The sequence below is a fragment of the Aeribacillus sp. FSL K6-2833 genome (genome assembly GCF_037965815.1).
Classification (GTDB): Bacteria; Bacillota; Bacilli; order Bacillales; family Aeribacillaceae; genus Aeribacillus; species Aeribacillus composti.
Genome location: NZ_CP150189.1, coordinates 1186011 through 1212167 on the forward strand (window position 1 = coordinate 1186011; position 26157 = coordinate 1212167).

Annotated in this window: 26 protein-coding genes, 1 other RNA gene and 1 other annotated feature; of the genes, 24 read left to right on the forward strand and 3 right to left on the reverse strand. The window is 39.8% G+C overall.

What is annotated here, in order from left to right; genetic code table 11:
* Positions 1-43: 43 nt before the first annotated feature.
* Positions 44-236, forward strand: a non-coding RNA gene (gene ssrS, locus NSQ94_RS05855) — 6S RNA.
* A gap of 42 nt (positions 237-278) precedes the next feature.
* The gene (locus NSQ94_RS05860; RefSeq protein WP_339230360.1) at positions 279-1046 is read left to right on the forward strand and encodes a tRNA threonylcarbamoyladenosine dehydratase; all 768 of its coding nucleotides are present in this window, start codon (positions 279-281) and stop codon (positions 1044-1046) included.
* Positions 1047-1178: 132 nt separating this feature from the next.
* Here the strand turns inward: NSQ94_RS05860 and NSQ94_RS05865 are convergent, their stop codons facing one another.
* Entirely contained in the window at positions 1179-2456 is a 1278-nt protein-coding gene (locus NSQ94_RS05865) for a replication-associated recombination protein A (protein ID WP_063387986.1), read from the reverse strand.
* Between the two features lie 135 nt (positions 2457-2591).
* On the opposite strand from NSQ94_RS05865, the gene NSQ94_RS05870 reads away from it, so the two are divergent.
* From NSQ94_RS05870 to NSQ94_RS05965, 20 genes are all read left to right on the forward strand, one after another.
* Positions 2592-3011, forward strand: a complete 420-nt coding sequence (locus tag NSQ94_RS05870) for an Rrf2 family transcriptional regulator (protein ID WP_063387987.1) — start codon at positions 2592-2594, stop codon at positions 3009-3011.
* 18 nt (positions 3012-3029) lie between these two features.
* Positions 3030-4175 carry a cysteine desulfurase family protein gene (locus NSQ94_RS05875; RefSeq protein ID WP_339230362.1) on the forward strand — a complete coding sequence of 382 codons (1146 nt, stop codon included), beginning with the start codon at positions 3030-3032 and terminating at the stop codon, positions 4173-4175.
* A gap of 15 nt (positions 4176-4190) precedes the next feature.
* Positions 4191-5306 (forward strand): tRNA 2-thiouridine(34) synthase MnmA, encoded by a 1116-nt coding sequence (mnmA, locus tag NSQ94_RS05880; RefSeq protein WP_339230364.1) that lies wholly within the window; start codon positions 4191-4193, stop codon positions 5304-5306.
* Positions 5307-5388: 82 nt separating this feature from the next.
* Positions 5389-6042 (forward strand): tetratricopeptide repeat protein, encoded by a 654-nt coding sequence (locus NSQ94_RS05885; protein WP_339230366.1) that lies wholly within the window; start codon positions 5389-5391, stop codon positions 6040-6042.
* Positions 6043-6063: 21 nt separating this feature from the next.
* Positions 6064-8439: an ATP-dependent RecD-like DNA helicase gene (locus NSQ94_RS05890; RefSeq protein WP_339230368.1), complete on the forward strand. Its 2376-nt coding sequence runs from the start codon at positions 6064-6066 to the stop codon at positions 8437-8439.
* A gap of 199 nt (positions 8440-8638) precedes the next feature.
* Positions 8639-8824, forward strand: a complete 186-nt coding sequence (locus NSQ94_RS05895; RefSeq protein WP_094246265.1) for a hypothetical protein — start codon at positions 8639-8641, stop codon at positions 8822-8824.
* A gap of 72 nt (positions 8825-8896) precedes the next feature.
* Positions 8897-9958, forward strand: coding sequence for an AI-2E family transporter (locus NSQ94_RS05900; RefSeq protein WP_339230370.1), 1062 nt, complete (start codon positions 8897-8899; stop codon positions 9956-9958).
* 49 nt (positions 9959-10007) lie between these two features.
* Positions 10008-10214, forward strand: a binding site (T-box leader).
* 72 nt (positions 10215-10286) lie between these two features.
* Positions 10287-12923 carry an alanine--tRNA ligase gene (alaS, locus tag NSQ94_RS05905; protein ID WP_339210152.1) on the forward strand — a complete coding sequence of 879 codons (2637 nt, stop codon included), beginning with the start codon at positions 10287-10289 and terminating at the stop codon, positions 12921-12923.
* Between the two features lie 71 nt (positions 12924-12994).
* Positions 12995-13261 (forward strand): IreB family regulatory phosphoprotein, encoded by a 267-nt coding sequence (locus NSQ94_RS05910; protein ID WP_063387994.1) that lies wholly within the window; start codon positions 12995-12997, stop codon positions 13259-13261.
* A gap of 1 nt (position 13262) precedes the next feature.
* Entirely contained in the window at positions 13263-13679 is a 417-nt protein-coding gene (ruvX, locus tag NSQ94_RS05915; RefSeq protein WP_063387995.1) for a Holliday junction resolvase RuvX, read from the forward strand.
* A gap of 15 nt (positions 13680-13694) precedes the next feature.
* Entirely contained in the window at positions 13695-13973 is a 279-nt protein-coding gene (locus NSQ94_RS05920) for a DUF1292 domain-containing protein (RefSeq protein ID WP_063387996.1), read from the forward strand.
* 142 nt (positions 13974-14115) lie between these two features.
* On the forward strand, positions 14116-15246 hold the full coding sequence (mltG, locus tag NSQ94_RS05925) for an endolytic transglycosylase MltG (RefSeq protein ID WP_144596735.1): 1131 nt from the start codon (positions 14116-14118) through the stop codon (positions 15244-15246).
* 120 nt (positions 15247-15366) lie between these two features.
* A complete protein-coding gene (locus tag NSQ94_RS05930) occupies positions 15367-16017 on the forward strand; it encodes an O-methyltransferase (protein ID WP_339196900.1) in 651 nt (216 codons plus the stop codon).
* Positions 16014-16943, forward strand: a complete 930-nt coding sequence (locus NSQ94_RS05935; RefSeq protein ID WP_063387999.1) for a peptidase U32 family protein — start codon at positions 16014-16016, stop codon at positions 16941-16943. Before NSQ94_RS05930 ends, NSQ94_RS05935 begins: the two co-directional genes overlap by 4 nt.
* Positions 16944-16967: 24 nt before the next feature.
* Positions 16968-18239 (forward strand): U32 family peptidase, encoded by a 1272-nt coding sequence (locus NSQ94_RS05940; RefSeq protein WP_339230372.1) that lies wholly within the window; start codon positions 16968-16970, stop codon positions 18237-18239.
* Between the two features lie 195 nt (positions 18240-18434).
* A complete protein-coding gene (gene greA, locus NSQ94_RS05945; protein ID WP_063388001.1) occupies positions 18435-18911 on the forward strand; it encodes a transcription elongation factor GreA in 477 nt (158 codons plus the stop codon).
* A 69-nt stretch (positions 18912-18980) separates the two neighbouring features.
* Positions 18981-20738 (forward strand): penicillin-binding protein 2, encoded by a 1758-nt coding sequence (locus NSQ94_RS05950; RefSeq protein WP_144596741.1) that lies wholly within the window; start codon positions 18981-18983, stop codon positions 20736-20738.
* Between the two features lie 53 nt (positions 20739-20791).
* Positions 20792-21460: a YrrS family protein gene (locus NSQ94_RS05955; protein WP_063388003.1), complete on the forward strand. Its 669-nt coding sequence runs from the start codon at positions 20792-20794 to the stop codon at positions 21458-21460.
* Positions 21461-21569: 109 nt separating this feature from the next.
* Positions 21570-22265, forward strand: coding sequence for a 5'-methylthioadenosine/S-adenosylhomocysteine nucleosidase (gene mtnN / locus NSQ94_RS05960; protein WP_063388168.1), 696 nt, complete (start codon positions 21570-21572; stop codon positions 22263-22265).
* Between the two features lie 90 nt (positions 22266-22355).
* Positions 22356-22589 (forward strand): YrhC family protein, encoded by a 234-nt coding sequence (locus tag NSQ94_RS05965; protein WP_063388004.1) that lies wholly within the window; start codon positions 22356-22358, stop codon positions 22587-22589.
* Positions 22590-23053: 464 nt separating this feature from the next.
* Here the strand turns inward: NSQ94_RS05965 and sigK are convergent, their stop codons facing one another.
* Both sigK and NSQ94_RS05975 read right to left on the reverse strand, forming a co-directional pair.
* On the reverse strand, positions 23054-23773 hold the full coding sequence (sigK, locus tag NSQ94_RS05970) for an RNA polymerase sporulation sigma factor SigK (protein WP_063388005.1): 720 nt from the start codon (positions 23771-23773) through the stop codon (positions 23054-23056).
* A 282-nt stretch (positions 23774-24055) separates the two neighbouring features.
* Positions 24056-24196: a sporulation histidine kinase inhibitor Sda gene (locus NSQ94_RS05975; protein ID WP_063388169.1), complete on the reverse strand. Its 141-nt coding sequence runs from the start codon at positions 24194-24196 to the stop codon at positions 24056-24058.
* A 316-nt stretch (positions 24197-24512) separates the two neighbouring features.
* Here NSQ94_RS05975 and NSQ94_RS05980 point away from each other — a divergent pair, with 316 nt between their 5' ends.
* Positions 24513-25028, forward strand: coding sequence for a YqeG family HAD IIIA-type phosphatase (locus NSQ94_RS05980; protein ID WP_063388006.1), 516 nt, complete (start codon positions 24513-24515; stop codon positions 25026-25028).
* Positions 25029-25033: 5 nt separating this feature from the next.
* Positions 25034-26134 carry a ribosome biogenesis GTPase YqeH gene (yqeH, locus tag NSQ94_RS05985; protein WP_242009266.1) on the forward strand — a complete coding sequence of 367 codons (1101 nt, stop codon included), beginning with the start codon at positions 25034-25036 and terminating at the stop codon, positions 26132-26134.
* The last annotated feature ends 23 nt before the right edge of the window (positions 26135-26157 follow it).

Sequence of the window (26157 nt, forward strand, 5' to 3'; positions counted from 1 at the left end):
TCTTGAAATCTCATGCTAATTATGATATTCTTTATTCAAAATTTAAGTCCTGATGTGTGCGTCGTACACCTAGTTTTGACCGAACAACGATTTAAATGGGAGCCCGGAGTTTCTAAAGTGAGTAAATGCCTCAAATGCATATGGCACGAGGACTTACAAAGCTTTAGAACAGGGCACCCACCTGCTGAGAGCGGGTTCAAAACGAAGGAAACGGCGACGGCACAATTGGGACTTTTTTAGTTTGTACACTGAATTTTGTCAAATTGGAGTGATTTTTTTTGCTTCATCAGTTTTCCCGGAATGAACTAGCGATTGGAAAAGAAGGTTTACATAAATTGAAAAACAGCTCCGTAGCCGTTTTAGGGGTTGGCGGAGTTGGATCTTTTGCCGTCGAAGCTCTTGCACGATCAGGCATCGGGCGATTGATTTTGATCGATAAAGATGATGTCGATATTACGAATATTAACCGGCAAATCCATGCGCTTTTGTCGACGGTTGGAAAACCGAAAGTGGATTTAATGAAAGCAAGAATTGCTGACATTAATCCGGATTGTGAAGTAATTGCATTAAAAATGTTTTACACGGAAGAGACGTATGAAGACTTTTTTAAGCTAAACCCTGACTATGTGATTGACGCCAGCGATACGATCAGCTATAAAATTCATTTAATGAAGGAATGCCTGAAACGGAATATTCCTATTATTTCAAGCATGGGGGCAGCCAACAAAACGGATCCAACCCGTTTCCGAGTAGCAGATATTTCAAAAACGCATACAGATCCGATTGCCAAAGTGATTCGAACGAAACTGCGAAAAGAAGGGATCCGAAAGGGAATTCAAGTCGTATTTTCTGATGAACGCCCTGTTGTTATTAGAGAAGATGTCAGAAAAGAAGTCGGCAATAACGAATCAACGATCCGCAAAGCAAAAATGCCCCCGTCATCAAATGCCTTTGTGCCATCCGTAGCCGGATTGATTATGACTGGCCATGTGATTAATGAATTGCTGAAGGATATAAAAATTTATCGTGTCGGCGACGACGATTAAAAAATGGGGGTGTCAAATAAGCCGTTTTTCGGCTTATTGACGCCCCCTTTTATTTACGTTTTCCATGAGGTTTTGACATTTTGGACAATCCTATTTATATTTTCAAGATGACGCGGACATGACCGAAGCTTCCTATTCGTCCTTTTCTTTTTTCTTTTTCTCGATATTTTCATATATTTGCGCTAAAGCCTGCTCGAATTTGCCCGTTCTTTTTGGCTTGTAATATTTTTTATGCTTGATGGGGTCAGGCAAATATTGCTGGTTTACCCAGCCTGATTCATAATCGTGCGGATATAAATAGTTCACGCCTCTGCCAAGCTGCTTTGCTCCTTTATAATGAGCATCCCGCAAGTGGGAAGGGACCTCGCCTGTCACTCCTGAGCGAATGTCGGCTAAAGCTGCATCAATCGCTTTATAAGCAGAGTTTGATTTAGGGGATAAACATAGTTCAATCACCGCATTGGCCAAAGGGATGCGTGCTTCGGGAAAACCGATGCGCTCTGCTGCTTCTATAGCCGAAAGAGTTCTAGGTCCCGCTTGCGGATTTGCAAGACCAATATCTTCATAGGCGATGACCGTTAAACGCCTTGCAATCGAAGAAAGATCCCCTGCCTCAATTAATCTGGCCAAATAGTGAAGCGCTGCGTTTACATCGGACCCGCGGATAGACTTTTGAAAAGCAGATAAAACATCGTAATGATGATCTCCGTCTTTATCGTGGGAAAAGCTCTTTTTTTGCATGCACTCTTCAGCAATTTCAACCGTAATGCAAATGTTCCCATTCTCATCTTCCTTTGTTGATAAAACGGCGAGTTCCAATCCATTTAACGCCGCACGCACATCTCCGCCGGAGCTTTCGGCAAAATGTCTTAGAGCTTCGTCGCTGATTTGAACAGGAAAGTCGCTCAGTCCTCTTGGGTCTGTAAGAGCTCTTTTCAGGGCAATCATAATGTCATCTGGAGAAAGAGGGTGCAATTCGAAAATTTGACAGCGGCTCCGAATCGCCGGGTTAATGGCATGATACGGATTGCTTGTCGTTGCACCGATTAAAATAATCATGCCGTTTTCTAAATATGGAAGCAAAAAATCTTGTTTCCCTTTATCAAGTCTGTGCACTTCATCTAAAATGAGAATGATTTGCCCTGACATTTTTGCTTCTTCTACAACAATTTCCATATCTTTTTTATTGTGGACAACCGCATTCAGCTTTCGAAAAGGCGTGTTAGTGCTGCCTGCTATTGCTGTTGCAATAGATGTTTTTCCGATTCCAGGAGGTCCGTATAAAATCATCGAGCTTAAATATTTAGCTCGCACCATTCGTTCAATAATCTTTCCTTTTCCAACTAAATGTTCTTGTCCAATAATATCTTCTATTTTGGTTGGACGCATTCTATACGCTAAAGGTTCCATTTTATCGCTCCCAAATAAAAATCATATCATCTCATTTACCCACTAATAAAATAATATGCTATAATGTCTAAAGTTTAAAGTAGAACCAAGATGGTGAAAATCTTGAAAAAAACTAAAAAATAGGAGTGTAGAAACGTGAGAATTTCAACGAAAGGACGCTATGGTTTAACGATTATGATTGAATTGGCGCGAAAGTACGGAGAAGGACCGACATCTTTGAAAAGTATTGCACAATCTCATGATTTATCAGAGCATTATTTGGAACAATTAATTGCTCCTCTCCGCAATGCCGGACTTGTCAAAAGCATTCGCGGAGCTTATGGCGGATATATTTTAGCGAACGATCCGTCCAAAATAACGGCTGGTGACGTTATCCGTGTGTTGGAAGGACCGATCACCCCTGTTGAAGGAATTGAAGATGAACCGCCTGCTCAAAGGCATCTATGGTTAAAAATCCGCGATGCGGTGAAGGACGTTCTTGACAACACGACACTTGATGATTTAGCAAGCCATACAGGAGATAATGAGCAGGACGCTTACATGTTTTACATTTAAAGTCGGGAGGAATTAACTTTGGAACGGATATATTTGGATCATGCGGCAACATCGCCAGTCCATCCCGCAGTTTTGGATAAAATGACAACCTTTATGAAGGATTATTTCGGCAATCCGTCTAGCATCCATTCTTTTGGCAGAGAAAGCAGACGAGAAGTGGATGAGGCTCGAGAGCTCCTTGCCAAAAGTATTCATGCCGACCCAAAAGAAATCATATTTACAAGCGGAGGAACAGAAGCAGATAATTTAGCGGTGATTGGAACAGCGCTTGCTAATAAAGAAAAAGGAAACCATATTATCACAACAGAAATTGAGCATCCGGCTGTCCTCCAATCTTGCCGCTATCTAGAAAAAAACGGATTTCACGTTACGTATTTGCCTGTCAATCAATCGGGAGTTATTTCTGTCGAGGATCTTAAAAAAGCTTTAAAAGATGAAACGATTCTTGTCACAGTCATGTATGGAAATAATGAAGTAGGTGCCTTACAGCCTATTTCAGAAATAGGAAGATTATTACAAAACCATCAAGCGTATTTTCATACCGATGCAGTTCAAGCATACGGACTCGTTCCAATTGATGTTCGCGAGCTGAATGTCGATCTGCTGTCGGTTTCCGGTCATAAAATAAATGGGCCGAAAGGGATCGGTTTTTTATATGCAAAAGCTGGGGTGAAATTCACTCCGCGCATGCATGGCGGTGAGCAGGAATTGAAGAGAAGAGCCGGAACGGAAAATGTTCCAGCGATTATCGGGTTTGCAGAAAGCGCAAAAATTGCAGAACAAACAAGAAAGGAAAAAACAGAGCAATATGTGCATTTTAAACAAATCATGATCGATGTGTTTGAACAAGAGGGCATTTCCTTCGCTGTGAACGGCTCGATTGACAACAGCCTGCCTCATATATTAAACGTTTTCTTTCCGGGAACAAATGTTGAATCGCTTCTTGTCAACCTCGATTTGGCGGGAATTGCGGCATCAAGCGGCTCAGCTTGTACAGCAGGATCAGTTGAACCGTCGCATGTGCTCGTTTCAATGTTTGGCAAAAATTCAAAAGAAATAACTTCATCGGTTCGATTCAGCTTCGGCTTAGGAAATACGGAGGCACAAATTGAATCGGCTGCCAAAAAAACAGCCGAGATTGTTAAAAGGTTAACGTCAAAATAGAAAGAGGTGAGAGAGATGGAAAAGGCGCCGCATGAAACAAGAGTCGTAGTCGGGATGTCTGGCGGAGTAGATTCATCTGTAACTGCTTTGCTCCTAAAAGAACAAGGGTACGAAGTCATCGGGGTCTTTATGAAAAATTGGGATGATACGGATGAAAACGGCGTATGTACGGCAACGCAAGATTATGATGATGTAATCCGTGTATGCAATCAGCTTGGGATTCCTTATTATGCAGTGAATTTCGAAAAAGAGTATTGGGATAAAGTGTTCACTTACTTTTTAGAGGAATATAAAGCTGGAAGAACGCCAAATCCCGATGTCATGTGCAATAAAGAAATTAAATTTAAAGCTTTTTTGGAGCATGCGGCTGACTTAGGCGCGGACTATATCGCAACAGGCCATTATGCACGGGTAAAATACCGCGATGGTGTGTACAAATTGCTCAGAGGAAAGGATCCAAACAAAGATCAAACGTATTTTTTGAATCAGCTGAATCAGAAGCAACTGTCAAAGGTCATGTTCCCCATCGGGCATCTTGAAAAAAAAGAAGTTAGAGAAATTGCGGAAAAAGCAAACTTGGCAACAGCAAAGAAAAAAGATTCAACAGGCATCTGCTTTATTGGCGAGCGGAACTTTAAAGAATTTTTAAGCCAGTATTTACCTGCTCAACCCGGCAAAATGGAGACGTTGTCTGGTGAGGTAAAAGGGAAGCATGACGGGCTTATGTATTATACGATCGGTCAACGCCATGGACTCGGAATAGGAGGAAATGGCGATCCTTGGTTTGTGGTTGGAAAAAATTTGAAAAATAATATTTTATATGTTGAACAAGGATTTCATAATGAACATTTATACTCAGACTCCATTATTGCAACAAATGTAAACTGGATAACCGGTGTAAAACCAACAGATGAGCTTGTTTGCACCGCAAAATTTCGCTACCGCCAGCCTGATCAGCCGGTAAAAGTGAAAATGATCGGTGATCAAACTGCACAAGTTTCGTTTGAACAGCCGGTCCGTGCCGTTACACCAGGACAAGCTGTCGTTTTTTATAATGGAGAGGAATGTCTGGGAGGCGGCATTATCGATAAAGTATTTCGCAACGGTGAAAAACTGTGGTATGTCGGTTAAAGAGATAAGCTGTACTGATCGGAATGAGATTTGTTAACTTGGCAGCAGCCTCTTTGCCTATGGATGTGAAAGGATGAAATGGATGCATAAAAATCAACTGGCTTTAGAAGCAATAAAAGAAGGGAAATGGGAAGAAGCAGCGAAATATTTTGCAGAAGCATTGGAAGAAAATCCGAACGACCCTGTGTTATACGTAAATTTTGGGAATTTGCTTGCCTCTTCAGGTGATACAGAAAGAGCATTGAAATTTTATGAAAAGGCGATTGAGATTGATAAAGGGACGGCTACTGCGTATTACGGCATTGGAACCGTTCATTATAATGCGGGAGATTATCACAAAGCGAAAACATTTTTTGATCAGGCGGAAAAGTATGGGCTTGCTCATAAAGATGTCTATTTTATGCTTGGAATGTCTCTTTACCAGCTTGAACAGCCCCGTCTTGCACTTCCATATTTTTTGCGGGCGGTTGAGCTGGATGAACAAGACGCCAGCGCTCACTTTCAATATGGTTTATGTTTAGCACAAGCAGGCCACATTCAAGAAGCAAAAAATGAGTTTGAAAAAACGATCGACCTCGATCAACATCACGCAGATGCTTATTATAATTTAGGTGTTGCGTACGCATTTGAAGAAAATAGAGAAGAAGCTTTAAAAATGTTTGATATGGCGCTTTCCATTCAACCGGATCATTTGCTTGCGGGCAACGGGAAAAGGCTGTTAGAAGAAATGATTTAAACGAAATTAGGAGGAAAGAGGATGGGCGGTCAACAGGAGAGTTTGTTTCATGAGGAAAGTACTCCTTTTGTTCGCGGAGTCATTAAACATATTGTGTTCCAGAATGAGCAAAATTTTTATACTGTTATTAAAGTGAAAATTGAAGAGACGAATGAACAGTTTGAGCAAGATCAAGTGACCGTGACGGGTTTTTTTCCTCTTCTCCAATTACATGACAGCTATACGTTTTTTGGCGCGAAAAAATACCATCCAAAATTCGGCGTACAATTTCATGCTGATCGTTTTCAAAAGGAGCTTCCAACTACGAAAGAAGGAGTTATTCAATATTTATCAAGCGGGCTTTTTAAAGGAATCGGCAAAAAAACAGCGGAAGCGATCGTGAATGAACTGGGCGAACATGCGATTTCGATTATTTTGGAGGATCCCGATTCATTAAAAAGAGTGAAGAAGCTTTCAAAGGAAAAAGCCAAAATACTGGCTGAAACACTGAAGGAACATCAAGGTTTAGAAGGGGTTTTAATCGGATTAAATCAGCTTGGCATTGGGCCTGCACTTGGGATGAAAATTTATCAGCTGTATCGGGAGGATACGCTTAAAATCATTCAAAAAAACCCATATCAATTGGTGGAAGATATTGAAGGGATCGGCTTTATTCGAGCGGATGAAATTGGGAGAGAGCTTGGGATCTCCGGCAATCATCCCGACCGGCTGAAGGCGGCTTGTTTGTTCACTATTGAACAAGATGCTGTAAAAGAAGGACATGTATATGTTACAAAAGTTCAGCTGATGGAAAAAGCGAAAAAATTGCTCACCCAAAATGGAGAAGACATATCTGATCAGGATATTGAAAGAATCATTCTTGAATTGGAAGAAGATCGAAAAATTATCGTCGAGGAAGATCGAATTTATTTACCCTCTCTTTACTATGCTGAAGTGGGACTTGCCAATAACATTGAAGAAATTTTAACCCAAAACCAATTTCAAGATATGTTTCCTGAATCAGAATTTTTGCTGGAGTTAGGAAAACTGGAAGAAAAAATGAATGTTCAGTATGCCCCCTCTCAAAAAGAAGCCATTCAGCGGGCTATTCATTCGCCGATTCTTTTGCTGACCGGCGGGCCTGGAACGGGAAAAACAACCGTTATCAAAGGCATCGTTGAAATTTATGCGAACCTCCACGGCCTTTCATTGAACCCAAAAGAATATCAAAAGAAGGAAGAGCCGTTTCCCATTGTACTGGTGGCACCTACTGGACGAGCTGCAAAAAGAATGGCAGAAGCAACCGGTCTTCCTGCCGTCACAATCCACCGCCTTTTAGGATGGAATGGTTCAGAAGGATTTGAACACAATGAGGATCATCCGATTTCTGGAAAGCTTCTGATTGTTGATGAAGTATCAATGGTTGATATTTGGCTCATGCATCAATTGTTTAAATCGCTTCCTTCGGACATACAAATTGTTCTTGTTGGAGACGAACACCAGCTTCCGTCCGTTGGACCCGGCCAAGTGCTTCGCGATTTGATTCAATCCGGACGAATCCCAGTTGTTACGCTGACAGATATTTATAGACAAGCAGAAGGATCTACAATTATTGATTTGGCCCATTCAATCCGCCAAGGAACTCTTCCAGCGAACCTTTTGCAAACGACACAAGACAGATCGTTTATTCCTTGTACAACATCACAAATAAAAGAAGTTATAACGAGAGTAATTGAGAACGCTTTGAAAAAAGGATATTCTGCGAAGGATATACAGGTGTTGGCACCGATGTACAGAGGGATTGCCGGCATTGATCAGTTGAATGAAATGCTTCAGGAAATGTTAAACCCCCCTTCAAAAGAAAAAAGAGAGATCAAGCATGGCAACGTTATTTACCGAATTGGGGACAAAGTGCTGCAGCTCGTCAATCAGCCTGATCAAAACGTGTTTAATGGCGATATTGGGGAGATTGTTTCTATTTTTTACGCAAAAGAAAATGTCGAAAAAGAAGATATGGTGGTCATTTCTTACGACGGTATCGAAGTAACCTATACGAAGCAAGATTTTAATCAGTTTACTCATGCTTACTGCTGCTCCATCCATAAAGCGCAGGGAAGCGAATTTCCGATTGTCATTTTGCCGGTAGTAAAAGGCTACTTTCGGATGTTGAGAAGAAATTTGATTTATACAGCGGTTACAAGGAGCAAGCAATTTTTAATTATGTGCGGAGAATGGGAAGCGTTAAAAATGGGAGTATACAACAATCAGGAGTCGATGAGGCAGACAACCTTAAAAGAGAGGCTGAAAACGTCTGAACTTGCCGAGCTGAAAGAGGAGCTTCCTTTTCCACTAGAAGATGCCAACATTGGGATGGAGAACATCACTCCATATGATTTTATGGAAGAGGGCGAAGGATAATAAATTTGTTCCTTTCCATAAGATCGATAACGATTGACAGATGATGCTACAAACAGGGGACAAATTGTTTAAGCATAAAAAAGCATGCTTTATAGAGACGTATAATTTTTTGGAAAATGGTAACAAATAGTAGTGTGCATAGCGAGAATATACCGGATTAATAAATAATTAAATAAATGAATAAAGAAGGTGTCCCTGTTTGTTAACATGTCCGAATTGTAAAAGCAAAGATATTGGAAAAATCGGAGTCAATCAGTATTATTGTTGGCATTGTTTTATTGAGCTTACCGTTACAAAAGGTATTATTCACACACATCAAGTAGAAGAAGACGGAACACTAAGTTCTTTAGATGACTTGTTTCCTGAAGAAGATCGTGCGATTTGAGGCGCCTAAAATGGGCGCCTTCATGCATATTTTCGTGAGCATTCCTCAAAATAAAAAGAGGAGGGATGCGGGATGAATGAGCGAGAGCGGAAATGGCTTTTCCGAATCATTTTTTTTCTCATTTTATCATTGTTTGTATATATGGTTCTTCAGCTAAAAGTCATTTGGTTTCCTATTTTCAAAATGTTAAAAGCTGTTTTAATTCCTTTTATGCTTTCCGTCTTCATTACCTACTTGCTTCATCCCGTAGTGGAAAAACTTTACCGTTCAGGTGTTCCAAGAACATGTTCGATTCTCATCATCTATTTTATTTTTTTCGGAGGAGTCGGTTTTAGCTTTTATAAAGGTGTCCCAATTTTTGTTGAACAAATGAAAGACCTTTCCGAAAATATCCCTATGTTTACAAAATATTACCAAAGCTGGACGGATAAAATTCATGACGGAACAACCAATTTACCTGGAGAAATTCATCATCGAATTGAATCTTTTATTGCTGGAATGGAAACATCCGTCGCTGCCTTTCTTGAACGGATGCTTTCAAGCATGAAGTCAATTATTGATTATGCTGTTATTATTGGTGTCATTCCCTTTCTCGTTTTTTATATGTTGAAAGATTATGAGAAAATGAAAAAGGCCATTTGGTACTTCACCCCGAAGAAATGGAGACGTGAAGGGAGACGTTTTTTAGAAAACGTCGATGAGTCGCTCGGAAGTTATTTGCGGGGGCAACTATTTGTTTGTTTTCTGATCGGGCTGGCGGCTTCGATTTTGTTTTGGCTGTTTAAAATTAAATATCCGTTAATTTTAGGGACGATTATCGGAATGACCAATATTATTCCTTATTTCGGTCCATTTATCGGGGCGGTTCCTGCTTTGATGGTCGCTGCAACGCTCTCCATTAACAAAATAATTGTAGTGCTTTTCATCATTTTTGGGCTGCAATTTATTGAAAGTAATATTCTTGGCCCTTTCATCGTTGGGAAAAGCCTGCATATGCATCCGATGGTGATTATTATGGCGCTCTTGGCGGGCGGAGAAATCGGCGGAGTGATCGGTTTAATTTTAGCTGTGCCTTTTATCACTGTTCTGAAAGAGATATTGCTGCATATCATCCGTCTGAGGAAAGCGCATTGACAAGCGATTTTTCCTTGTCTATAATTCGTGATAGACATGGAATAAGTGCATGAAAGCGATGACGAATCGAGTATGTTGCAGTCCATCTTAAAAGAGAGGGGCTTCCGAGGCTGAAAGAAGCTCTAGATGAAGGGCAACAGAACGCTAATTCTGAGTGCAGGCAAAACCTGACGAAATTGCCACGTTACGGCAAATGAAGGTGATGAGCAATTGGCTCATAATCAGGGTGGTACCGCGAGTAACTCTCGTCCCTGTGTAAATCAGAGCATTTACATAGGCGAGAGTTTTTATTTTGCGAGAAAAATGAAGACATTTTAGGAGGAATGCCATGAAAAAGCTCACTTCAGCACAAGTTCGTCAAATGTTTTTAGATTTTTTTAAGGAAAAAGGACATTCGGTTGAACCGAGCGCTTCTTTAATTCCGGTTGATGATCCGTCACTATTGTGGATCAACAGCGGTGTCGCAACATTGAAAAAATATTTTGACGGAAGGGTTGTTCCTGAAAATCCGAGAATTACTAACGCACAAAAATCAATCCGAACAAACGATATTGAAAATGTCGGAAAAACAGCGCGCCATCATACATTTTTCGAAATGCTCGGAAATTTCTCAATCGGCGACTATTTTAAAGAAGAAGCGATTGAATGGGCATGGGAATTTTTAACAAGCGAAAAATGGATTGGCTTCGACCCAAATAGATTATCAGTTACTATTCATCCGGAAGATGAAGAGGCGTATGACATTTGGAAAAATAAAATCGGGTTGCCGGAAGAACGAATTATCCGTTTGGAAGGAAATTTTTGGGATATTGGTGAAGGGCCAAGCGGACCAAATACTGAAATATTTTATGATCGTGGAGAAGAATTTGGAAACGATCCAAATGATCCGGAACTTTATCCCGGCGGTGAAAACGAACGCTATTTGGAAGTTTGGAATCTTGTTTTTTCTCAATTTAATCATAATCCTGATGGAACTTACACTCCGCTTCCAAAAAAGAATATTGATACAGGCATGGGCTTAGAGCGAATGGTTTCTGTCATTCAAAATGCGCCGACCAACTTTGACACAGATCTCTTTTTACCGATCATTCAAGCTACCGAAAAGATTTCGGGGGAAGCTTATCGAACCGACAAAGAGAAAGATGTCGCTTTTAAAGTGATTGCCGACCATATCCGCACGGTTACATTTGCTGTTGCAGACGGCGCGCTACCTTCTAATGAAGGAAGAGGGTATGTACTTCGCCGTCTTATCCGCAGAGCGGTTCGGTATGCAAAAACGATCAACATAGACCGCCCGTTTATGTATGAATTAGTTCCGGTTGTAGCGGAAATTATGAACGATTACTATCCGGAAGTAAAAGAAAAAGCATCCTTTGTTCAAAGGGTAATTAAAAATGAGGAAGAGCGTTTCCATGAGACTCTCCATGAAGGGCTTGCTATTTTAGCGGATGTAATCAAAAAGCAGAAAGAACAGGGTAGCCGAATAATTCCAGGCGAAGATGTGTTTCGGCTTTACGACACATACGGTTTTCCAGTGGAATTGACGGAGGAATACGCACAAGATGAAGGCATGGAGCTGGATTATGAAGGCTTTGAACGAGAAATGGAGCATCAAAAAGAACGTGCAAGAAAAGCCAGACAGGATGTCGACTCGATGCAAGTGCAAAGCGGAATTCTTGTGGAATTAAAAGAGGAAAGCAAATTTGTCGGCTACAATACCCTAGAAGCAAATGCACGGGTGCTTGTGATCATAAAAGATGGGGAATTAGTCGATCAAGCCGAGAGCGGGGAAGAGGTCCAAATTATATTGGACGAGACGCCTTTTTATGCTGAAAGCGGAGGTCAAATTGCAGACAAAGGAATCATCAAAAATGATGATGTGGTCTTAAACGTAAAAGATGTGCAAAAAGCGCCGAACGGCCAACACTTGCACCGGGCTGTCATCGAAAAAGGCGTTTTGACAAAAGGAGCAGCAGTTTACGCTTCCGTTTGTGCAGAGTCTAGAAAATCAATCGTGAAAAATCATACAGCGACACATTTGCTGCACCAAGCGCTGAAGGACGTGCTGGGCGTACATGTCAACCAAGCTGGATCGCTTGTTGCTTCCGACCGTCTCCGTTTTGACTTTTCACATTTTGGACAAGTTTTAACAGAAGAGCTGGAAGAAATTGAACGAATTGTAAATGAAAAAATTTGGGAAAGCATTCCAGTCTCTATCGAGCACATGCCTCTTGACGAAGCGAAAGCGATGGGCGCGATGGCTTTATTTGGAGAAAAATACGGGAAAATTGTTCGCGTTGTTCAAGTAGGCGATTATTCGCTTGAGCTTTGCGGCGGATGCCATGTAACAAATACAGCGGAAATCGGACTGTTTAAGATTGTTTCCGAAACTGGAATTGGTGCAGGAACCCGCCGAATTGAAGCGGTGACAGGAAAAGAAGCGTACCGGTTTATGAATGAACAATATTTATTGTTAAAGGAAATTGGGGCAAAACTGAAAGCGAATGTAAAAAATCTGCCGGAGAGAATTGACAGTCTGCAGCAAGAAATAAAAGAACTACAGCGGGAAAATGAATCTCTTACGATGAAGCTTAGCAATCTGGAAGCGGAGAACATCGCTGAAAAAGCGGTAACGATCAACGGTGTAACAGTTCTTGCGGAAAAAGTTCAAGTGAAAGATATGAACAGATTGCGCGGCATGGTCGATGAACTGAAGCAAAAGCTCGGCTCGGCAATTGTTGTGCTAGCAACGGTATCAGACGGAAAAGTAAATTTAGCAGCCGGCATCACAAAAGACTTAGTTGACAAAGGGTTCCATGCTGGAAAATTAATTAAGGAAATTGCAAGCCGCTGTGGAGGAGGAGGCGGCGGAAGACCTGACATGGCTCAAGCGGGAGGAAAAAATCCTGAACGGTTAGCTGAAGCTCTTCGTTTTGTCGAAGACTGGGTGAAATCCGTTTCATAAATTCCAGTCATAGTGTAAAATGGATGTAGACAAGCAGATTCGCTTTTTAGTCTAGGAAAGAGGTGCAAAAATTGAGTTCCTTCGATAAAACGATGAAGTTTAATTTTTCAGAAGAACCTGTTGAGACAAATGTCAAGGAAGTTCTAAGTGCCGTATACAATGCACTGGAAGAAAAGGGTTATAATCCGATCAATCAAATCGTCGGCTATTTGTTGTCCGGAGATCCTGCTTACATTCCTAGACATAACGGCGCACGCAATCTGATTAGAAAAATTGAACGAGATGAATTAATTGAAGAGCTTGTAAAATTTTATTTGAAAAACAACCGTGAGGAATAAAATGCGAATCATTGGGTTAGACTTAGGTTCAAAAACATTAGGAGTTGCGGTAAGCGATGAGCTGGGATGGACTGCTCAAGGTGTGGAAACGATCAGCATAAATGAAGATGAAGGCGAGTTCGGGATTCAAAGACTCTCTGAACTGATAAAGAAATACGAGGTAGAAAAAATAGTAGTCGGGTATCCGAAAAATATGAACGGCACCGTTGGACCAAGGGGAGAAGCAAGCGAGCGCTTTGCCGCGCTTTTGAAAGAGCAGTTTCAGCTTCCGGTCATTTTATGGGATGAGCGCCTTTCGACGATGGAAGCCGAAAGATTTCTCATTGAGGCGGATGTAAGCCGGCGAAAAAGACGGCAAGTCATTGATAAAATGGCTGCGGTGATTATTTTGCAAAGTTATTTGGACAGTCAACAATAAATTGAGGTGAAATAAGTGGAAGGTGAAAAACATATTACCGTTATTGATGAAAACGGTAATGAACAACTATATGAAATTTTGTTTACGTTTAATTCGGACGAATTTGACAAATCTTACGTTCTTTATTATCCGATCGGCATCGATGATGAGGAAGACGAAGATGGAATAGAAATTCATGCAGCAAGCTACATTCCCAATGAAGACGGTGAAGGCGGGAAGCTGGAGCCTGTGGAAACCGATGAAGAATGGGAAATGATCGAGGCCGTTTTAAATACATTTTTAGAAGAGGAATAAGCACCGTTTTGCGGTGCTTTTTTTGTTGAGGTGATTTACATCCAAATGAAAAAAACAATTTCTTCCTATAAAAAAATGGAGATTTTTGACGAATAAATGCGTGTATGTAGTATAATAATCGGGACGGAAGGAGGATGAATTGATGGCGGATTCGGATTCGAATAAGGAATTTTTGGATAAGAAACTCCAAGAAAAACTGCATATAGCGAAAATTGTTCGAAAAACTGTGTTAACTGTCCTGATTGCCTTTGTTGTTATATTTGCTGGAGTGATTGGCGGCGGGTATTTATATGTGCGATCTGCATTAAAGCCTGTTGATCCGGATAATAAGGAACCTGTAAAGGTACAAATTCCGATTGGATCTTCCGTATCGCAAATTGCTTCTATTTTAGAAAAAAATGACATCATTAAAAGTGCGATCGTGTTTAAATATTACGTGAAATTTAAAAATGAATCAGGGTTTCAAGCAGGAAATTATCAATTTAATCAATCGATGACGATTCAAGAAATCGTTGAACGCTTAAAAAAAGGCGAATTAATGGGAGAAGCAGCTATTAAATTGACGATCCCGGAAGGATTGCAACTATCAGAAATTGCTGACATCATCGCCAAACATACTCCCTATTCAAAAAAAGAAATTATGAACCAATTAACAAACCAAAAGTTTATCAAACAAATGCAAAAAAAGTATCCTAATACAATAACAGATGACATTTTCAACGGACGTATAAAATATGCATTGGAAGGATATTTGTATCCGGCTACTTATTCGTTTTATGAGGAATCTCCTCCGTTGTCGGAAATCATTGAAACAATGATTAAAAAGACAGATGAAATGCTTGTTCCTTATAGAAACAAAATGAAAGAGCTGAGTCTTTCCACTCATCAATTTTTAACATTAGCGTCTTTAGTGGAGGAGGAAGCGACGGAAAAAGCCGACAGGGAAAAAATAGCCAGCGTTTTTTACAATCGTTTAGAAAAGAACATGCCTCTCCAGACAGATCCAACCGTTTTATATTCATTAGGAAAGCATAAGGAGCGCGTATACTATAAAGATTTAGAAGTCAATTCTCCCTATAACACATATAAAAATAAAGGACTTCCGCCGGGGCCGATTGCCAATGCTGGCAAGCAGTCACTAGATGCTGTAGCAAATCCTGCCGATACAAACTATTTTTATTTTCTCGCAACGAAAGAAGGGGAAGTTATATTTACGAAGACGCTGGATGAGCATAACAAAGAAAAAGCTAAGCATATTACGGAAAAGGATTAAAGGTTTGCGATTCGCATTCCTTTTTCTTTTATGTTAAAATATATCGAGCTAAAAAAACAAACTTGAAGAGTTCGAACAGAACTCTTCTTTGATTAAGGGAGTTTTTTAGGAGTGTCCATTTTGCCAAACAAAAAAATTGAGGAATATTTAGCAAATTTTTCTACTAACAAAGATGAAAAATTAGTTCAATTAGAAGCATATGCAAAAGAGCAGAAGGTGCCGATTATGGAAGAGCGGGCGCTGTCTGTCATGCTTCATATTTTAAAGCTCCATCAGCCGAACAAAATATTGGAAATTGGGGCGGCGATCGGCTATTCGGCGATTCGGATGGCAAAAGCGTTGCCGAACACAAAAATTGTAACGACTGAAATAGATCCTAATCGATTTGAACTAGCGGAACAAAATATTCGAGCTTGCGGTCTTGAAAATCAAATTACCATTTATCACGGTGATGCTCTAGAAATCGTACAGGAAGTCAAGCTTGACGGTCCGTTTGATGCGCTCTTTATCGATGCGAGCAAAGGGCAATATAAACGTTTTTTTCAAGCATATGAACCTTTGCTGTCAAAAAGAGCGGTCGTTTTTTCGGATAATGTTCTTTTTAAAGGACTAGTCGCTGAAGAAATGATAGAATCAAAAAGGTTAAAATCTTTAGCGAAGAAAATTAAAGAATATAATGAATGGCTAATGAATCAGCCCGATTGGGATACCGTTATTATTCCGATAGGCGACGGATTAGCCTTCAGTATAAAAAGGGGTGAAGGGGAATGAAAAAACCCGAACTGCTCGTCACACCTGTAAATGTCAAAAATATTGAGAGCCTTTGCAAAGCTGGCGCAGATGCTTTTATCATCGGCGAACAGCGTTATGGCTTAAGGCTTGCAGGGGAATTTCATCGAAAAGATGTATTAGATGCGATTGACCTTGCCCATCAATATGGAAAAAAAGTATACGTTGCAATGAATGCAATTTTTCATAATGATAAAGTAGACGAGCTTGCAGATTATGTAAAATTTGTTCATAATGCGAAGGCAGATGCGATTGTATTCGGTGATCCAGCTGTGTTAATGACTGTTAGGGAAGTTGCTCCGGAGATGAAGCTCCATTGGAATACGGAAACAACCGCAACCAACTGGTATGCATGCAACTATTGGGGAAGGAAAGGCGCCAAGCGTGCAGTACTAGCTCGGGAGTTAAGCATGGAAGCTGTCATTGAAACGAAAGAGCATGCAGAAGTGGAAATAGAAGTCCAAGTCCACGGAATGACGTGCATGTTTCAGTCCAAAAGATCTCTTATCGGCAATTATTTTGAATATCGTGGGAAAGCGATGGAAATTCACAATTATAAATACGGCAAAAATATGTTTTTACATGATAAAGAGAGAAATAACAAATATCCAATTTTTGAGGATGAAAATGGAACCCATATTATGAGTCCGAATGATATTTGCATCATTGACGAGCTGGAGGAACTGGTTGATGCAGGAATTGATTCTTTTAAAATAGATGGCGTGCTGAAAACTCCGGAATATATTGTAGAAGTGACGAAAAAGTATCGGAAGGCGATCGATTTATGCGCTGAGGATCGAGAGCAATATGAAAATGTTAAAGACAAGCTGTACGCTGAAATTGAGGAAATACAGCCGCCAAACCGCCCGTTGGATACAGGATTTTTCTTTAAAGAGACCGTTTATTAAAAAAACGTTAAAGGAGGAGTTCGCATGCCGGTTGTGAAAGATAAAATTTCAACAATTATCAACGGCAAAAGGGTCATAACGAAAAAACCTGAACTTCTTGCACCTGCCGGAAATTTGGAGAAATTAAAAATCGCCGTCATGTACGGTGCTGACGCCGTCTTCATTGGCGGACAAGAGTACGGCTTGCGTTCCAATGCCGATAATTTCTCCATTGAGGAAATTAAAGAAGGAGTTCAATTTGCTAATCAGTACGGAGCAAAAATATATGTGACGACAAACATTTATGCACATAATGAAAACATCCCTGGACTCGATCAATATTTAAAAGCGCTCGAAGACGCTGGAGTGTCAGGGGTCATTGTCGCAGATCCCCTCATTATTGAAACGTGCAGAAAGGTAGCCCCAAAATTGGAAGTCCACTTAAGCACCCAGCAATCCCTTTCGAATTGGAAAGCTGTACAATTTTGGAAGGAGGAAGGTTTGGAGCGGGTCGTTCTAGCACGGGAAACGAGCGCTGAAGAAATTAGAGAAATAAAAGAAAAAGTAGATATTGAAATCGAAACGTTTATTCACGGTGCGATGTGCATTGCCTATTCAGGCCGCTGCACATTAAGCAATCATATGACAGCGCGAGATTCAAACAGAGGAGGATGCTGTCAGTCCTGCCGGTGGGATTATGATTTATATAAATATTATAAAGGCAAAGAAGTGCCTATGTTTGATGAGCAAGACTCGCCATTTGCAATGAGCGCTAAAGACTTAAAATTGGTTGAGTCGATTCCGAAAATGATTGAAATGGGGATCGACAGCTTGAAAATTGAAGGCCGCATGAAATCCATTCACTATGTTGCAACTGTTGTCAGTGTATATCGCAAAGTCATTGATGCATACTGCGCCGATCCCGATCATTTTGTCATGAAACAGGAATGGCTGGAAGAATTGGATAAATGCGCGAACAGAGAAACGGCTCCTGCCTTTTTTGAAGGAGTGCCTGGTTATCAAGAGCAATTATTTGGCACTCACAGCAAAAAAACAGCATACGACTTTGTCGGGCTTGTGCTTGACTGGAATCCAGAAACGAAAATGGTGACATTGCAGCAAAGAAACCATTTCAGACCCGGTGACGAAGTAGAATTTTTCGGTCCGCAAATTGACAATTTTCGCATTGTCATCGATAAAATTTGGGATGAAGACGGAAATGAATTGGATGCAGCAAGACATCCTTTGCAAATAATCCGCTTCAAGTGCGAGCATCCGCTATATCCGTATAATATGATGAGAAAAGAGACAAGATAGGGGAAGAATCTGGATTTTTTTATAAAAAAGCAAAACGTTTCTTGAACTGCCGATTATTTTGTAATAACATATCATAGATAAATATTTCCTTCTATAACTATGTTATAAAAGATTCTTTTCTGTCGAAAGAACGGCAGAAAAGTTCTTTCATTTTTTAGGAACCATTAGGGGGATATAAAGAAAAGGAGGACTATTATGGCGGAAGAAAAGGTATTTCCTATGACGAAAGCTGGGAAAGAAAAACTTGAACAAGAACTTGAGTATTTAAAAACGGTAAAGCGAAAAGAAGTTGTAGAACGAATAAAAGTGGCAAGATCATTTGGCGACCTATCAGAAAACTCTGAATATGATTCAGCAAAAGAAGAGCAAGCTTTTGTAGAAGGACGCATTACAACGCTCGAAAATATGATTCGCAATGCGAAAATTATTGAAGAAGACACAGAAAATAAAACAACTGTTTCACTTGGAAAATCTGTTACGTTTATTGAATTGCCTGATGGAGAAGAAGAAACTTATACAATTGTCGGAAGTGCAGAAGCAGATCCTTTCGAAGGGAAAATTTCCAATGATTCTCCGATGGCTAAAAGCCTGCTCGGCCGTCAAGTAGGGGAAGAAGTTGTAGTTCAGACGCCTGGCGGCGATATGACAGTCAAAATTGTACGTGTTGATTAATGTTGATAGCCTTTAATATAGTTTAAGATGTGCGCACCTCGTCGAAAATATAAGACGAGGTGTTTTTTTATGAATAAGCGAATAAAATATATAGGCGTCTTCATCATTTTGTTAATGGGTGTTCTCATATATAGACTTGCGCAAATTCAACTGCTTGAAACCGAGTCATTTTCAGAACAAGATGTCAATTTGATGAAAGAAAGCGTCAAACAGAGGACACAAGAAGTAATTATAGATGATGGGCGGGGGCGATTTATTGATCGTGAAAATAAACCTTTGAACGAAACATATTTGCCTACGCTCGTTTTATTTCCATTTCTGAAAAATTATCAATGGCCGATCGATCAATTGGCGGCAGCCATTTCTGTTCGCAAGGATGAAATCGAACAATTATTGAAAGGAACGAAAAATGAACCTATTTTGTTGAATAAAGAAAAAGGATTTCAACTTGATGAACAGGATATAAAAGCCATCAATAAGTTAAAAATTCCGGGAGTATTCGGCATCTTTATGAAAACAGAGCAATCAGACAATATTGCTTCCCATCTTATTGGGATGACAAGCGAAAATGAAACAGAATGGAAAAAAAGATACCCTGACAAAGAGATTACGTCATTAAGTCCTGAAGTAGGCGTGACTGGACTGGAGGAGGCGTTTGATGAATTTTTGCAGCCGGAAGATGCGTCAAGACTTTTATATCATGTTGATGGTCTCGGCAGGCCTCTTTTCGGCGTCAATGTAAAATATATTGCCGATTCCAATCCATTTTACCCAATTGCCGTTCAAACAACGATTGACAAACATTTGCAAGAAAAAGCTGAACAAATTTTAACAAAACATCAAATAAATGAAGGCGGCCTCGTTCTGTTAGACATTGAAAACAGCGAAGTAGTTGCAATGGCCTCCAAACCGGATCTGGACCGGAATGATCCAAAAACATATGAAAATAAAATGCTTTCGGCAATGTTTCCTGGTTCTGTTTTTAAAACCGTTATTGCTGCAGCAGCGATCGACACAAACATGATCAAACCGGAAAGAACATTTAATTGTGACCGGAATGTCTACGGCCAAACAGAAAAAGAGGAAGAAAAGCGGGCTGGAACGCTTACGTTTGAAGAAAGCTTTGCGAAAAGCTGCAATTATGCGTTTGCTACGATCGGTCAGGAATTAATACAAAAAAAGAGCAATATAATTGAAGAATACGCAGAAAAGCTTGGCCTTCTCAGCTTCTCAGGCTGGTCGGGAAAAGTATACCATTACGATCAATTTAAACAATTTCCAAGGGAGCAAAGAGGAACGATTTGGGGAGATGACAGCGACAAAAAGTCAGCAAAGGCCATCGCACAAACCTCCATCGGACAAAAAAATGTAAAGGTTACTCCTCTAGCTGTCGCGAATATGATGGCTACAATTGCTCGCGGAGGAGAAAAAAGAGAAGTGAAAGTCGTGGATAAAATTTTATATAAAAACGGAGAAACGATGTATACATTCAAGAACCATTTGATGAAAGGAGAAAAAATTTCCCCTGCAACATCATCAAAATTAACGGATCTCCTGCTTCAAGTAGTCGCTCATCCTGATGGAACCGGCAGAGCGTTTCAAAGCTTGCCTGTTAAAGTAGCCGGCAAATCAGGCACTGCCGAAACGGGAACATTGAACGACAATGGAAAAAAATTATATCATAAATGGTTTGCCGGTTTTTTTCCTGCGGAACATCCGAAATATGCCTTAGTTGTTGTTGATATGAACAAAACGAGCGGTAGAGCAAAGACAAATGATGTTTTTTACGAAATGGTTGAACAGATTTATAATGTTAATGAAGAATAAAGTATGTTAAAATAATAACTCAAAGATTGGAGAAACAAAGGAGTTGACGGGGAATGGCGGGTTCTCGTTATGAAATTCGGGATAAAAAACGAAAAACGAATTTGATTTTAAATATTTTAATTGGAATTGTCGCCTTACTCATCCTCGTTATTGCTTCTCAGCTTTTTTTGGGAGGCGGTACTGAACAAGCGAATTCCAACAGTGAACAACAAAAAGAGCAATCAAGCTCATCTAAAAATATCGAAGAAGAGACAGCTGAACAATCTAACGATCAGCGGGAAGAAGAAAAAGCAGCTGAACAGAATGAAAGTAATGAAATTAAGGAGGAAGAGGACGAAAATACACAATCAGCAAATGAAGAAAAGGAATCGAGCGATGATCCTTTTGAAGGTGCAACAGTAACTGAAGGAGAAGCGGGTTCCGATGTTGAACAAATCATTGAAAATCCAAATTGGAAACCGATCGGAACAGTCCAGACAGGTGAGCACGTTACGACTTATAAAAAGTCATCTGTAGATTGGAAGGAAATGGAGAAAGCATTAAGCTATGCAACAGGTGTTTCTCTTGAAAATATGCAGACCCTTTGGATCGGCAATAACGGAAGCCCGAATGATGCGAAAGGAACGATTCAAAACAAAGCAGACGGAAAAAAATATAGAGTATCCATTACATGGATAGACGGAGAGGGCTGGAAACCGACTAGAGTTGAAGTATTAAAATAGACTGAAAAGCAAAAAAGACCCTCATGTGTAAAAAGCTGACTGTCAAACACTTGAGGGATCTTTTTTTATGATTTTTATAGCTATTCATGATAGAAAGGAATGTTGGAATATGAAAATTGCAATCATTGGTGCAATGGAAGAAGAAGTTCGCATCCTGCGCGAGAAATTGGATTGTACAAAAGAAGAGGAGATTGCAGGCTGCAGTTTTATGATTGGGAAATACAATCAAACTGATACGATTTTATTAAAATCAGGAATTGGAAAAGTGAATGCAGCCGTAAGCACCACTTTGCTGCTGGAGCGATATCAGCCGGATTATGTGATCAATACCGGCTCCGCCGGAGGATTTCATGAGTCTTTAAACGTAGGGGATGTTGTCATATCCACAGAGGTTCGCCATCATGATGTAGATGTGACGGCTTTTGGGTATGAATATGGTCAAGTTCCCGGGCTTCCTCCATCCTTTAAGGCCGATGAAAAACTGATTGAAATCGCTGAAAGAAAAGCAAAAGACATTTCAGGAATTCAGACGGTAAAAGGGGCGATCGCAACGGGGGATTCTTTTATGAACGACCCCGATAAAGTAGCTTTTGTCCGGTCTAAATTCAGCCATTTGTACGCTGTTGAGATGGAAGCTGCTGCTGTCGCGCAAGTGTGCTACAAATTTCAAACACCTTTTGTCATCATCCGGGCGCTCTCAGATATCGCCGGAAAAGAGTCGAACATTTCCTTTGAACAATTTTTAGACAAAGCGGCTTTCAATTCATCGGAATTGGTTCTGAAAATGATTGAAGAACTAAGTTGAATGTAAATGGAAACTATTACAAGCCTATTAGCCCGAATCGATATGTTATTCTTTTATAATATAGAATAACTAATTCGATTAGGTGATATCATGGAGGAGAAAAAATTAAAAGAATTAATAGAAGACTATAAGCATTTTGCTCTCGTTCTGCTAGCTGTCGGAACCTTTTTATACATCGGAATATGGATTCCTAATCATTCACCTCGGACCAATATACAAGAAATAATGCTAATCGGAACTTCAACGATGATGTTAGCCAGCTCTATTCTATTTTTTAAATTGTCATCGAAATATCAAAAAAAGCTTGATAAGTTGCAATCTTAATCATTTCTTGAAAAAGGGCTCAAAAAAGTCAGTATAGCTGACTCTTTTGAGCCCCTCTTTTTTGATAAAACATTAGGTGAATGAAGGCGGCATTGTTCTGTTTCATATGAAAACAGCAACTAGCGCTGCAATAAAGGTTGCCTTTTTACAGATTGAAAGCAGTTGTAATGGGCTCTCAACCGTAACGTTCGCATCCTGTCAAATCATGTTACCACCATTTTACGTCAAACAGAGGATTCGCTTTCTGCGATTTTTATTAATCGGTCAATTTTGAGATTCGTTTTTATATCTCGATTTGCGCCAATGCGCTGGAAAACCTGCAACAAGGTTAATTTTGAGTTTTTATGGGATGTCACATATCGGAAAGCCACCACTTTAAAATGAATTTTGCAGTTTTACGCGAGTAAATCATTCAGGAACTCTCGCAAATTTCGCACAAAATCTCGTTGAAAATGCTTTTCCTTTTATTCTTTTGACATCTTTTTTTCTTTTTCATTTCGGTAAAACTCATGAAACATTTTCATAAGTGCCCTTTTTTCGATTCTGGAAACATAACTCCTCGAAATGCCGAGCTCTTTCGCAATTTCACGCTGCGTTTTTTCCTGCTGCGTATTCAATCCAAACCGCCCGATAATGACTTCTTTTTCTCTTTCGTCTAGAATCGATAAATATTTCTTAATTTTTTCCAGCTCCATATTCAATTGAATCGTGTCGATAATATCTTCATTTTCTGATTTTAGCACATCTATTAAACTGATTTCGTTTCCTTCTTTATCTTGGCCAATAGGATCGTGTAGGGAAACATCTTTTTTTGTTTTTTTTAAGGAACGGAGATGCATTAAAATTTCGTTTTCAATGCATCTTGCGGCATATGTAGCAAGCTTTGTCCCTTTGTTTTCGGAATAGCTTTCAATCGCTTTAATTAAACCAATTGTGCCGATGGATATGAGATCTTCCGAGTCTTCACCTGTATTTTCAAATTTTTTGACAATATGAGCGACAAGGCGCAAATTATGTTCAATTAATATATTTCTTGCTTCGTCATTTCCTTCGGCCATCAGGCGGAGATATTTTTTTTCTTCATTTGGGGAAAGCGGTTGAGGGAAAGCATTGTTTTTTACATATGAAACGAGAAAAACCAATTCTTTTATAAAATAGCTTAGTGCAGTCAAAATTCCAGACATGTTTTTCACCCCCGCATTACGTATTATTAAATTGTATGTGATTGCGGCTTTGTCCTTGTATGTCCTTCATGAAAAAGGGGGAAAGAGTATGGAAAACAGCTGAGTTTTAGTTATAATGAGACAGTGAAGAAAAATGGATTGGTATCGGAGATCATCAGTTGAAAGGTATTAAGTCATTGTGGATTGACATCAACGATTATCTGTTAAAGGAGTTTAGCGGCTGTGGAACATGCAGCCATGCGCCTCAGGGGTAGGTATTTTAAGCAAAAAAAAAAGACACCGCTAAGATGATGCTTTTAATAAGTGAGAGAGCGAGCGGCGCTTTATTTCCAATTCTATTAATTCGATGAATTCTTTGCTAAGCCTCATTTCGGTTGCTTTATAGTAAGATTCAATTAAAAATTCGTCCGATAAATTTTTCATAGAAGCGATCATGTTATGGAGAAAGCACCTCCTTTATTTATTACCATAAATTTACCATGTTTTTTAATAGAGAACAACCGTTCTGTTATCCACAGCCTTCGGTGGAAAAGCTGTGGGTAGTTTGTTTATATACTTTACTAAAGATTGATATGAATAGGTGGATATTGTGTATAAAATTATCCACAGCTGTTGAATATGTTAAAAAATTGTCGAATTTTTTTGTGAAAACAATATTGTTTTGAAAGTAAACTCGAAATTCGGTATGATGAAAAATAGTTTAACAGTAGTCTATTTATTGAATTAAGAGGTGTTCAATTTGCTGAAAAGGTTTTTACCCGGAGAATATGCGAAAAGCGTTTTTCATATTTATCCTCATTTTTTAAAGGAAAAAGGTATAAAAGGTATTATTACCGATTTAGATAATACTTTAGTAGAATGGGACAGGCCGAACGCAACTCCGAAATTGAAAAATTGGTTTGAAATGATGGAACAGAACGGGATTAAAGTGACAATTGTTTCAAATAATAACGAAAAACGCGTCCGTTCGTTTTCTGAACCGCTGAATATTCCGTTCATTTCGAAAGCGGGAAAACCCCGTGCAAAAGCGTTTAAAAAAGCGGCTGAGCAGATGGGGCTGAAAAAAGAAGAAGTTGTTGTGATCGGCGACCAGCTGCTGACAGATGTTCTCGGAGGGAATCTCTGCGGTTTTCATACGATTTTAGTTGTGCCTGTATCGTCTACTGACGGCTTTTGGACCCGGATCAACAGGAAAATTGAAAGGAAAATTTTAAAATTGTTAAAACAGAAAGGCATGCTGCATTGGGAGGAGTGATGAGTTTGGATGAGAAGGTTTGCGTCGGGTGCGGAGTAAAAATTCAAACGGAAGATCCATCTGAAATTGGATATGCTCCAAAAGCTGCTCTTGAGAAAGAACAGCCGATCTGCCAAAGGTGTTTTCGGCTGAAACATTATAACGAAATTCAAGATGTCTCGTTAACAAATGAGGACTTTTTAAAAATTTTGCACGGCATTGGCAATACGAAAGCTCTTGTTGTGAAGGTTGTCGACATTTTTGACTTTAACGGAAGCTGGATCAACGGCATACAGCGTTTTATCGGCTACAATCCAGTCATTTTAATCGGCAATAAAGCTGATCTCCTTCCAAAATCGGTGAAAAAAGAAAAGGTTATTCGTTGGATGAAGAGAGAAGCAAAAGAGTATGGATTAACGCCATTGGATGTGCTTTTAATCAGCTCAGAAAAGGGACATGGCATTAAAGAAGCGGCAGAGCAAATAGATCATTATCGCAACGGAGAAAACGTGTATGTTGTTGGATGTACAAATGTTGGGAAATCAACTTTTATTAATCGAATCTTGAAGGAGGTTACGGGAGAAGGGGATATCATTACAACTTCCCATTATCCCGGCACAACGCTCAATCTAATTGAAATTCCGTTAGATGACGGCGCAGTTTTATACGATACACCAGGCATTATCAATGATCATCAGATGGCGCACTTTATTGATAAGCGCGACCTAAAGCTTCTATCGCCGAAAAAAGAAATTAAGCCTAGAGTGTTCCAGTTAAATGAAAGGCAAACTTTATACTTCGGCGGATTGGCAAGACTGGATTATATAAAGGGAGGACGTTCCTCCATTGTGTGCTATATTCCGAACAGCATTGACATTCATCGAACAAAACTGGAGAAGGCGGATCATTTATATGCAACACATTTAGGGGAGCTTTTAACCCCTCCTAGAAAAGAAGCAGTCGAATCCTTTCCAGAACTTGTCCCGCACGAATTCACTATAAATGGAAAAAAGAAAGATATCGTGTTTTCAGGTCTTGGATGGGTAACGATCCACGATGGACCGAAAAGAGTTGTTGCTTATGCACCTAAAGATGTACATGTGGGCGTCCGTCATTCATTAATATAAAAACAAAAAGGTGGAGAGGATTT

Coding starts and splice junctions, on each gene's coding strand:
- mtnN (WP_063388168.1), top strand. CDS start 21,570: ATGAAAATTGCAATCATTGGTGCAATGGAAGAAGAAGTTCGCATCCTG.
- NSQ94_RS05900 (WP_339230370.1), top strand. CDS start 8,897: ATGAATGAGCGAGAGCGGAAATGGCTTTTCCGAATCATTTTTTTTCTC.
- NSQ94_RS05885 (WP_339230366.1), top strand. CDS start 5,389: ATGCATAAAAATCAACTGGCTTTAGAAGCAATAAAAGAAGGGAAATGG.
- greA (WP_063388001.1), top strand. CDS start 18,435: ATGGCGGAAGAAAAGGTATTTCCTATGACGAAAGCTGGGAAAGAAAAA.
- NSQ94_RS05950 (WP_144596741.1), top strand. CDS start 18,981: ATGAATAAGCGAATAAAATATATAGGCGTCTTCATCATTTTGTTAATG.
- NSQ94_RS05890 (WP_339230368.1), top strand. CDS start 6,064: ATGGGCGGTCAACAGGAGAGTTTGTTTCATGAGGAAAGTACTCCTTTT.
- alaS (WP_339210152.1), top strand. CDS start 10,287: ATGAAAAAGCTCACTTCAGCACAAGTTCGTCAAATGTTTTTAGATTTT.
- NSQ94_RS05965 (WP_063388004.1), top strand. CDS start 22,356: ATGGAGGAGAAAAAATTAAAAGAATTAATAGAAGACTATAAGCATTTT.
- NSQ94_RS05865 (WP_063387986.1), bottom strand. CDS start 2,456: ATGGAACCTTTAGCGTATAGAATGCGTCCAACCAAAATAGAAGATATT.
- ruvX (WP_063387995.1), top strand. CDS start 13,263: ATGCGAATCATTGGGTTAGACTTAGGTTCAAAAACATTAGGAGTTGCG.
- mnmA (WP_339230364.1), top strand. CDS start 4,191: ATGGAAAAGGCGCCGCATGAAACAAGAGTCGTAGTCGGGATGTCTGGC.
- mltG (WP_144596735.1), top strand. CDS start 14,116: ATGGCGGATTCGGATTCGAATAAGGAATTTTTGGATAAGAAACTCCAA.
- NSQ94_RS05935 (WP_063387999.1), top strand. CDS start 16,014: ATGAAAAAACCCGAACTGCTCGTCACACCTGTAAATGTCAAAAATATT.
- NSQ94_RS05940 (WP_339230372.1), top strand. CDS start 16,968: ATGCCGGTTGTGAAAGATAAAATTTCAACAATTATCAACGGCAAAAGG.
- NSQ94_RS05955 (WP_063388003.1), top strand. CDS start 20,792: ATGGCGGGTTCTCGTTATGAAATTCGGGATAAAAAACGAAAAACGAAT.
- NSQ94_RS05975 (WP_063388169.1), bottom strand. CDS start 24,196: ATGAAAAATTTATCGGACGAATTTTTAATTGAATCTTACTATAAAGCA.
- sigK (WP_063388005.1), bottom strand. CDS start 23,773: ATGTCTGGAATTTTGACTGCACTAAGCTATTTTATAAAAGAATTGGTT.